Source organism: Ruminococcus sp. RTP21484sp1_RTP21281st1_A8_RTP21281_210402 (assembly GCF_040914025.1).
Lineage (GTDB): Bacteria > Bacillota > Clostridia > Lachnospirales > Lachnospiraceae > Blautia_A > Blautia_A faecis.
Map to the genome: position 1 here is coordinate 20307 of NZ_JBCPGE010000052.1, position 10596 is coordinate 30902.

At 41.1% G+C, this 10596-nt stretch carries 4 protein-coding genes and 2 pseudogenes; all 6 read left to right on the top strand.

Annotation, left to right across the window (positions count from 1 at the left end; genetic code table 11):
- Window positions 1–29: 29 nt before the first annotated feature.
- Window positions 30–713 (top strand): annotated as a pseudogene (locus AB5170_RS18985) (DNA topoisomerase); the annotation flags it as partial.
- Complete coding sequence (locus AB5170_RS18990) at window positions 703–7440, top strand: SpaA isopeptide-forming pilin-related protein (RefSeq protein WP_368361647.1); 6738 nt, start codon at window positions 703–705, stop codon at window positions 7438–7440. The pseudogene AB5170_RS18985 and the gene AB5170_RS18990, both read left to right, overlap by 11 nt.
- 63 nt (window positions 7441–7503) lie before the next feature.
- The gene (locus tag AB5170_RS18995) at window positions 7504–7974 is read left to right on the top strand and encodes a helix-turn-helix domain-containing protein (protein ID WP_114002924.1); all 471 of its coding nucleotides are present in this window, start codon (window positions 7504–7506) and stop codon (window positions 7972–7974) included.
- A gap of 130 nt (window positions 7975–8104) precedes the next feature.
- Window positions 8105–8206: a putative holin-like toxin gene (locus AB5170_RS19000; RefSeq protein WP_015524590.1), complete on the top strand. Its 102-nt coding sequence runs from the start codon at window positions 8105–8107 to the stop codon at window positions 8204–8206.
- Between the two features lie 1086 nt (window positions 8207–9292).
- Window positions 9293–9634: a TnpV protein gene (locus AB5170_RS19005; protein ID WP_118049814.1), complete on the top strand. Its 342-nt coding sequence runs from the start codon at window positions 9293–9295 to the stop codon at window positions 9632–9634.
- Window positions 9562–10596 (top strand): annotated as a pseudogene (locus AB5170_RS19010) (DNA methylase); the annotation flags it as partial. The gene AB5170_RS19005 and the pseudogene AB5170_RS19010, both read left to right, overlap by 73 nt.

Below are 10596 nucleotides of genomic sequence, written 5' to 3' on the forward strand. Positions count from 1 at the left end.
ACGCACCCCCTTGACAAAAGCTTTCAGAGGATACGCTCCTTAGTGCCATGGAACACGCTGGAAGTTCGGATACGATAGAAGACGCAGAGAGAAAAGGGCTTGGAACTCCGGCTACCAGGGCAGCGATTATTGAAAAACTGATTGAGAAAGGCTTTATTGAGCGTAAAAAGAAGCAGATATTACCTACAGCAGATGGAAGAAATCTGATCAGGATTCTTCCGGAAATGATCAAATCACCAAAACTTACAGCAGAATGGGAAAATGATCTGACACTGATTTCCAGAGGCCAGAAAAATGTAGAAGAATTTCTCTTCGAAATTGAAAAAATGGTTACCAAATTGGTAAGTGATAATGGACAGCCAGTGGAAGAATACAAGAAACTATTTTCAGATGGGCGGAAAGAAATTGGAAAATGCCCAAGATGCGGCAATAAGGTTTATGTGGGAAAGAGAAATTATTATTGTTCAGGAAGTGATTGCAGTTTTACTTTATGGAAAAATAACCGATTTTTTGAGAGTCAGGGAAAAACACTTGATGAAGCAACTGTCAGGAAGCTGCTGAGTGAGAAGCAGGTGCATTTCAAAGATCTGGTATCAGAGAAAACAAAAAGGAAGTATGAAGCAACTATAAAGATGGAGGTTTCAGAAACCGGAAATCCAAAGTTTCAGTTGATTTTCCCGGAACGGAAGAAAGGAAAAAAGAATGAAGAATAAAAAAAATATGAGAAGATTTTTGTCGGGATTCTTGGCAATGCTTACAGTGTTATCTACAATTCTATCTCCAATACTGTCCTATGCGGCAGATGTAGTGCCAGTGCCAGAAGAGCCACCGTTATACGAAGAGGTAAAAAATGAACTTGATGCAGATGAGGTGGTAAAAGCAAAAGATCTGGAACTGGAAACAGGCAGTATTTTTGAAGTGGAGAAAGATTTTACCGGACTGGAAATACCAGATGAAAAAAAGGTGAAGATCACTTTCCATGAGGCAAAAAATGAGGAAAAGCAGGACTTTACAACAGATTACGAAGATACATACAAAGCTGTTTATTATGTAGAGCCAGTAAGTGGCCACCCAATTTATCAGATCAATCGTAAGCTGATTGTAAAGGAAGCTGCGGTGCAGGTTGCTGAATCTGAGAATCAGGAATCTGTAAGCAACCAGGAAGATGAGAATGAAGCAGAAGGCGAGGAACCAGCCATAGGCACTGCAGAGAGTGAAGAACCTGTGCAGGATGAGGTAAATGTAGAAATTCCGTCAGAGGATAAAATCTATGAAGAAGTAACTCCGACAGAAATTCCGGTTGAGGAAGAGCCAATAGATACACCAATCCCGGAAAATCCGTCTGAGGAAGTTTCAACAGAAGAACCTGCCATAGATGATAATCCGGATACAGACAGCACATTTGAAGAAATTACAGATACAGATCCGGAAGAAATGCCAGAGGCGACAGACGACTCTTTTACAGATGGAACAGAGAAAACAGAAGATGCAGATGGAAATTATCAGGTAAATATTGTTCGTGGAGAGGAATTTCATATTGAGCTGAACCATGAAGATGGACAGTATCAGCCAGGAGAAACCGTTGTATTTTCCGGAGATATGCCGCAAGGCAGCTTAATTGCAGTAGGAACAACAAAAGTACAGGCAAACCAGACAGAGAATACAGAAGATTTATTGTATTCAGAGGTGACTTATCACGAAGAATCGGATAAATTCAGTTTTGAAATGCCAGCAGATGACATTGACCTAAGTGTTTCCATGGATCAGGCAGAAAATGGTATCATGTTACTTGCAACCGATACTCCATGGGATGATGCAACAAATATTGAAGCAAATAAATATTACTATTATTCAGATGGCCAGCTTCATCCGTTTGATACAGTTATGGGACAGGGTGGAAATGACAGCTACAAATATGTTCGTTACAAAGCAGGCGGAAAGACTTATACAGTAAATGCGTATTGTATGCAGCACTCCATGCAGTCACCTCCAAGTGGGACAACATATAAAAATATGGTTGAACTGGATGAGGGCGGAGATGATAAGTATCTGCGGAAAGCTTTGTTCTATGGATATGGCGGTCCTGGATGGGGACATACATTCAACGGATATAATGTAAAATCCATCATGGAAAAATATGGATGCAGTTCTGAGACAAGAGCCATGCAGCATTATCTGGTTGATTATTTATATGATGGCGAATCCGGATTTGGAGGTGCGCTTTCTACAACCGCTAAAAATATGCTGAAAGAGATTAAAGCAGCTCTTGCTAAAATGCCTGATCCGACAGCAATGAAACTTCTTCCAGGACTTTCCGTTAATGCAACGGGAAAGGAAACAGAAAGTTTTACCTGGAAGGCAAATGAAGCATTTACCATTACCATTCATCTGGAAAATGGTGTGAGCCTTGTCAACGAAACTACAGGAAAGACGGCATCTGGAAATGTCACTGTAAAAGGTGGAGAGAAATTTCATCTTGTAGCTACAACAGCCAATATGGGCAGTCTGAAAGGAAAGTATGCGATCACTTCCAATTTTCCCCTGGATTTCCATGCAATGCTTTTAAAACTGGAGAGTTCACAGGATATTGGATTTGGCTACTATACGGATTCCGCTGATCTGCAGATTACAGTTGACTGGCCGGAAGAAGCAGTTATCGAAATTACAAAGAAAGATGGAGATACTGGGAAAAATCTGGCCGGAGCCGTGTATGGAGTATATAGTGATAACGCCTGCACAAAGCTGATTGTTAAGATGCCGCCAACAGACAGCAATGGTTCTTCACGAGTAACTCTTACCAAGACACAGGATACTGTTTACTTAAAAGAGATTACAGCACCGGAAGGTTATGTTGTCCAGGCTTCTTCGTATGGAGTGAAATTAGTAGTTGGCAGTACAACCAAACAGACTGTAACGGACAAAGAGCAGAAAGGAAATCTGACCGTTTATAAAGAGGGAGAAGTTTTTGTAGGAGCTGTATCTGATGAAAATGGAACTTCATTCCAGTATGAGAAACGCCGTCAGAAAGGAGCCGTTTATAACGTATATGCTGCCGAGGATATTGTAACAGCAGGTGGAAAAACAGTTTACAAAAAAGGCGCAGAAGTAGCGAAAAATCTGATCACAGGTGAGAACGGTTCTGTAACGGTAAAGAATCTTCCGCTTGGAAGCTATAATGTAACAGAAGCACAGGCCCCGGAAAATTTTTATAATGCAAAAGAAACAAAAAAAGTAACCATTTCTTATGCAGGGCAGACTGCAGAAGCGGCTTTCTCAGAGACTACCTTTACAAATGACCGTCAGAAAGCAGTGGTGCAGGTGATAAAGAAAGACAAAGATACTGAAAATACACTATCCGGAGGGCATTTTGCTCTGTTTGCAGCGCAGGATATGAAAACTGTGGATGGAAAAGTAGCGGTAAAAAAAGATGCTCTGATTGAGACTGCAATTACTGGTACTGATGGAAAAGCAGCATTTAAAGCAGATCTTCCAGTGGGATTTTCTTATTATGTAAAAGAAGTCCAGGCTCCGGCTGGTTATGTCAGAAATGAGAAAGATACTTATTCTTTCCAGTTCAGTTATACCAATGATGAACAGGCAAAAATTTCTTTCAGTCATACTTTTGTGAATGACAGGGTCAGTGCTGCAATCTCTTTGAATAAAAAAGATGCCGAGACAAAAGAAAATAAGGCACAGGGAGATGCTTCCCTGGAAAATGCGGTGTATGGACTTTATGCAAGAAACGACATTACCCATCCAGATGGAAAGACAGGCGTTATTTATAAAGCCGGAAGCCAGATTGGTACGCTAACTACCGATAAAGAAGGAAAAGCAAGGATAGAGAATCTTTATCTTGGAGAGTATTACATCAAGGAAATTACCCCATCCGTAGGATATCTGGCAGACGAGCATGAATATGATCTTGTATGCAGTGATGAAGGTGATCTGACAGCGGTTGTAGAAAAAGAGTGTACCTCACTGGAAACGGTGAAGAAACAGCCGTTTGAACTTATTAAAGCTGCCAATAATGGAGACACAGATGCTGCATTACTATCCGGAGCTGGATTTAGTGCATATCTGGTATCTTCTTTGGTGGTAAAAGAGGATGGAAATTATGATTTTTCTTCTGCAGAGCCAGTTGTGATCGGTGAAAATGGAGCAACGGAAATTTTTACAAATGAGAAAGGCTATGTAAAATCCATTGCAATTCCATATGGAACATATCTGGTGAGAGAAACTACAACACCCCATAATTACAAACCTGTAGATGATTTTATTGTCCGGATTACAGAGAATAAACCAACAGAGCCGCAGACATGGAGAGTTCTTTTGGATAAAGAATTTTCTGCAAAACTGAAAATTATCAAACAGGATGATGAGACTAAAAAATCTGTTCTAATTCCGGGAACAGAGTTTAAAATTTATGATATGGATCATGAAAAATATGTAGAGCAGGTAACTACATACCCGACAACTGTTACACATACCTCATATTTCACAGATATAGATGGATATCTGATACTGCCTCAGAATTTAAAAATTGGTCATTATAGAATCGAAGAGGTAACAGCACCGGACGGTTATACCATTAACAAAAATTATGTCGAAATACAGGTGGATACCAATACCCTGTATCAGACGGATCCGGTTTCAGGTGATGCGGTCATTGAAGTGGTATATGAGGACCATTCGGTGAAAGGAAAACTCACTGTACAGAAAAAAGGAGAGGTTCTTTCGACCTATAAGAATGATTTTAGGTATGAAGTTCAAAACCTTTCCGGTGCAGTATATGAAGTATATGCTGCAGAGGATATCTATACAGCAGATTTCCAGAAAGATGATACAGGAAAAAGAATCCTGAAATATGCAAAGGGTGAAAAAGTTGCAGAACTGACAACGGATGAATCCGGAAAAGCAGAGCTTGATAATCTGCCTCTAGGAGAATACAAAGTTGTAGAAAAGACTGCACCGGAGGGATTTGTATTAAATGAAGAAGAACAGAAGATTTCTTTCGTCTATGCAGACCAGAATACACCAGTGATCTCACAGAGTGCAGAGTTTATAAATGACCGCCAGAAAGTAGAAGTGTCAGTTGTGAAAAAAGATGCTGAAAATGAGAAAGGGCTTTCTGGAGCAGAGTTTGGTCTTTACGCAAAAGAGGATATAAAAGCAGGGGATAAGGTACTGGTAAAAGCAGACGAACTGCTTACAAAAGCGGTAACAGGTGAAGATGGAAAAACTGTTTTTGAGCAGGATCTGCCATTTGGAACTTATTATATAAAAGAACTGGCAGCACCAGATGGTTTTGTATCTTCAGATGAGCAGATTGAGGTGACTGCGAAATATCAGGGACAGGAAGTAAAAACAGTAAAACTGGAAACCGTTTTTAAGAATGAGCCGACAACAACTGAATTTACGAAATCAGATATTACAACAGGTGTGGAACTTGACGGAGCAACACTGACGATTTTGGATTCAGACGGAAAAGAAGTAGAAAAATGGACTTCTGTAAAAGGAAAAGCTCATGTAATAAAAAGACTCCATGTGGGAAAAACCTACACACTTCGGGAAGAGTTTGCACCATATGGTTATCTGCAGGCGGAGGAAGTGAAATTTACAGTTTCTGATACTGCAGATGTTCAAAAAGTAGAAATGAAGGATGCTGTTCCGGTTGGACGAATCATCATCAATAAAAAAGGTGAATTTGTCAAGGAAGTTACCTGGAAAGATATGCTGGCAGGCGGCATGGACGCAGCATTTGGCTATGTTACAGGTTCTTTGAAAGATGTTACTTTTGAAATTTATGCATCGGAGGATATCAAGGCTGCAGATGGGGAAAGCAGTGATTATTATAAAAAGGACGAATTGGTAGCAACAATTACGACAGATGCTCTTGGATATGCAAGATCAGAAGATCTTCCTTTAGGCAAATATTATGTAAAGGAAAAAGAGACGGCGGATGGATATGTTCTGGATGGAGAAATCAGAGAGGTTGATCTGACTTATCGTGATCAGAATACTCCGGTTGTGACTTATGATGAGGACTGGCAGAATAACCGCCAGAAAGCAAAAGTAACTGTAGTTAAGAAAGAAAAAAATACAGACCGTGTTCTGGAAGGCGGAGTATTTGCACTTTATACAAAGAATGATATTTTAAATGCAGAAGGCGAAGTAATCCTGAAAGCAGATACCATGATCGAGCAGAAAGCTACGGATCAGGATGGAAGGATTGTATTTACGGCAGATCTTCCAATCAATGGCAACTACTATGTAAAAGAAGTGCAGGCTCCTGCTGGATTTGTGACAACAGAAGAAATCAAGGAATTTGATTTTGCTTATGCGGGAGAAGAGGTTGCAGAAGTATCCTTTGAGTTCACTTATGAAGATGAGCCAACTACTTTTGAAATCACAAAATCAGATATTACAACCGGGGAAGAATTACCAGGTGCAAAACTGAAAGTATCCGATTCAGAGGGAAACGTTGTGGATGAGTGGACTTCCGGAAGCACACCACACATCATTAAGGAACTGGAAGTTGGAAAGAAATATACATTAACAGAGACAATTCCTGCTGATGGTTATGCAACTGCAGAATCCATTACGTTTGTAGTAGAAAATACTGCAGATATACAGAAAGTAGAAATGCAGGATGATACAACAAAAATTCTGATCAGTAAAGTTGATATGACAGATGGAAGCAGCGAGGTCAAAGGTGCTAAACTGTATATTCTTAATGAAAACCAGGAAGTTATGGAAAGCTGGACATCTGGTGATCAGCCCCATTATGTAGAGAAACTTTCAGTCGGCACTTATACGTTGTTGGAGGAAACAGCACCGAAAGGCTATATTGTGGCAAATAAAGTGACATTTGAGGTTAAGGACACCGGAGATGTTCAGGGAGCCAAAATGGAAGATGAACAGGCAATGGGCAAGGTAATCTTAAATAAAACTGATAAAGATACCAAGAAGCCAATGAAAGGTGTAGAATTTGCCCTTTGTGACAGCAAAGGTAAAGTTCTGGAAACTCTGGTAACAGACAGTGCTGGCCATGCAGAATCAAAGAATTATCCGATTGCGACTTTTAAGAATGGGCAGTATAAAAAAGCAATCACATATATCCTGAAAGAAACAAAAACACTGGATGGCTATCAGCTTGATGAAACCGAGCATAAGATTCAGTTTGAATATGTCAATGACCGTACTCCTGTGATTGAATATACTCTGGATCTGACAAATAAGAAAGCTCCGGAAAAAGACACTCCGGAAACATCAGAAAACCAGGGAGTCAGCACTCCTGGTTCCCATGGTTCTGATGCGACTTCTGTATCCAATTCACCAAAAACAGGAGATAATACAAATATTGCTATTTTTGTGCTGGCACTTGCAGTATCAGCAGGATGTCTGGGAACTGTAGTGACAGTTAAGAGAAAACGCAAATGATAATATAAATAGTGTTCTGGGGCTGTGGTTACTGCACAGCCCCATTTTGAAAAGGAGAAGAAATTGAAATTAGGAGCAAGAATAAGAAAAATCCGTATGTTTCGCAACATAACTCAAAAGGAATTGGGACGCAGATTAGGATATGGGGAAAGTAGTGCGGATGTGAGAATCGCCCAATATGAAAGTGGACAGCGTACACCGAAGCAGGAAACGCTTATCCGGATAGCAGAAATATTGGAAGTTGATGTTCGAAATTTTTTAAGTCCTGGAATTGCGACAATGGACGAATTAATGGAAACTTTATTCTGGATGGATGAAGAAAATAGAGGGCTTTTTCATCTGTTCCTGCTAAATGATTCAGAAAGTGAAATAGTTGGAATCACAATGAGGGATAAAAAAACAATGTCTTATCTGCAGGAATGGATGGGGAAAAAGCAGAAATTGGGCGATGGAAGAATCACAGAAGAGGAATATCTGGAATGGAAACTGCATTGGCCAGAGAATAAGAGAAAAACAGAATATAAAACCGTATGAAGTAAAAAGGAATTGCTTTGCGGAGAGTTACCTGTTAGAATATTACTGGAGTAACCGTGTACAGGGTTGGTAAAAACCTCCTGGATTTTCAGATTCCGTTAAGGGATACAGAAGAAGGGAGGTGGAGCGAATGGATACATACGAAGTCTTGAGCTTATTGTTCTTAGGCGGTACGTTTCTGATTGCTTTGCTTGCCTATTTGGATAATAGGGACAACAAGCGAAAAAAATAGCCTACCCTGTCTGCCAACAGGATAGGCAGCTCTCTTTGAGAGCAAAATAAATTAAAACCTAATCCAGGAGCATCCACCTTGTGGGCGGTTACTCTTTTCAATTAGAATATAGCATTTTCTCTCCGAAAAGTAAAGTACATTTTATGCAGCCAATTCTAAAAAAGAGTGGGCTGTTTTTTTATTGATAGGAGGGAAGTTTAATGTCTAAACTACAGGACATCCGAAACTTGGTGCAGGAACATGCCGTATCAGTGAGCAGTTCGCCAGGGGATTGGATGGATTATATGGACACAGCATCAAGGTTATATCGTTATTCTTTTTCAGACCAGCTTCTGATCCATGCACAGCGTCCAGACGCAACAGCCTGTGCATCACTGGAACTATGGAATGAAAAGATGTTACGCTGGGTAAATCGTGGTGCAAGAGGAATTGCCTTGTTTGATGAAACCTGGCAGAATACCAAACTTCGTTATGTGTTTGATATTTCGGATACCCACATGGTAGCCGGAGGCAGAAGCCCATATCTTTGGAAGATGCAGGAACACCAGAGAGAAGAGATCCTCACCCATCTGGCAGAAGTCTATGCTCTGGAAGAAAAGGATGCGGCAACTTTGCAGGACGCATTGATGGCGGTCGCAAGGGAAATGGTCAATGACAATCTGGAGGAATACCTGGATGGATTGGAATATGCTGTAGAAGGTACTTATCTGGAAGATCTGGATGAGGTGACGATCCGCAGTGATTTTCGTCAGCTGGCAACAGACAGTGTTTACTATCTGCTTTCCAGGCGATGCGGGCTTGACCCGATGGAACTTCTGGAAGAAGAGGACTTCATGCATATCACAGATTATAACCGTCTGTCAGTTCTCACCTTCCTTGGAAATGCGGCAAGCCAGCTCAGTGAGAGTATTCTGATTGATATTGGAAAGACCGTACATAAAATTTCTCTGGAAGAAGCGAGAAAAGAGGTTGAAAAATCCAATGAAAGGAATTATAATAACTTTACCACGTTAGTGCGCGAAATTAAAGATCAGGATGCAGAAACGAAAAAAGAAGAAAATATTGAAAATGAAGGAGGAAACGATTATGGAACTGACATATCATCGCAAGGGAGATTACCTGTTTCCGAATCTGACCGTCGAAGAGGAAGAAGTGACGATCGGGAAATATGGGATGCTGCGGAGGACATTTCTGAAAGAACACAAGAACAGCCTTTATCAGAGCCTGTTTCTGACCGGGAAGCTGAACAGCCATCTGGAACAGATCGAGAAAGCAGCACAGGAGAGAATGGACAGCCAGATGGAGAAATTACTGGAGAAGAATCCGGCACCGGACAAGGAAGCAGATCCGATGGCATGGACAGCACACATGAACGCACTGATGGCAACAGCGGAAGAGAGCATCTTGACGGAATTGGTATACAGTTAGTCGAAGATACAAGAGAAGATGGATTGAGTAAAGCAGAGGAAGAGATCGCCTCTGCTTTATCTTTGCCCGAATATCCCACCGCAAATGAACAAAGACGGCAGATCGAGGAAAGGGCAGCTGCCCTTTATGCCGGAGAAATTCCGATTCCAGAGCAAGTTGTTGATGAGATCTTACGGACAGGAGGAAACCGGAAAGCCAGCCAGCTCCGGATCATCTATAATTTCATGAGTGAACAGACACCGGAGGAATATACGGAGTTTGTGAAGCGTGAATACCGTAAAGGTGGAAAAGGTTTTCAGATTGATGGAAATGAATATTCAGTCTGGTTTGATGAAACCGGGATGCAGATCGCAGTAGGGCATACGGTTACAGACCATATCTTAGATAAGGCATTTTTATCATGGGAAGATGTCAGCGGACGTATCCATCAGCTTTTAGACCAGGGTGAATATGCACCGCAGTCTGTATTGGATGCGGCAAGAAGTAATGCAGTAAAAGAACACGCCCAGGCTCTTGCCTATATGAAAGGGGATATGGCAGAAGGAGTAGCGGAGATTGTTTTTGACGAAGAGGACTTACCACATCTTCGCAGTATCTATCCGGAGATCACGGATTATCTGGAAGAAAAGCTGGAGGATCCCCAGTGGCTTTCGGAACTGAATGAAAGACTGGATGCACTGGCAGAAGCCTATGAAGAAAATCATTCTATTATGCGTTTCCATCATTATAATCCTATAAATATCTCAAAGCAGTTTCAAAAGTTTGCGGATGAGGTGATTCCTTATCAGGCTAGGGACGGCTTTGCCTGGAAAGAACATCCGATGTTCATTACACAGGATGAGATTGATGCTTATCTTGCAGGAGGTGGAGCGTATTCGCAGGGCAGGCTTAGGACGTATTCCTTTTATCTACTTCATGAAGATGAAAGATCGAGGACAGGTTTTATCAAGGAACAGTATGGG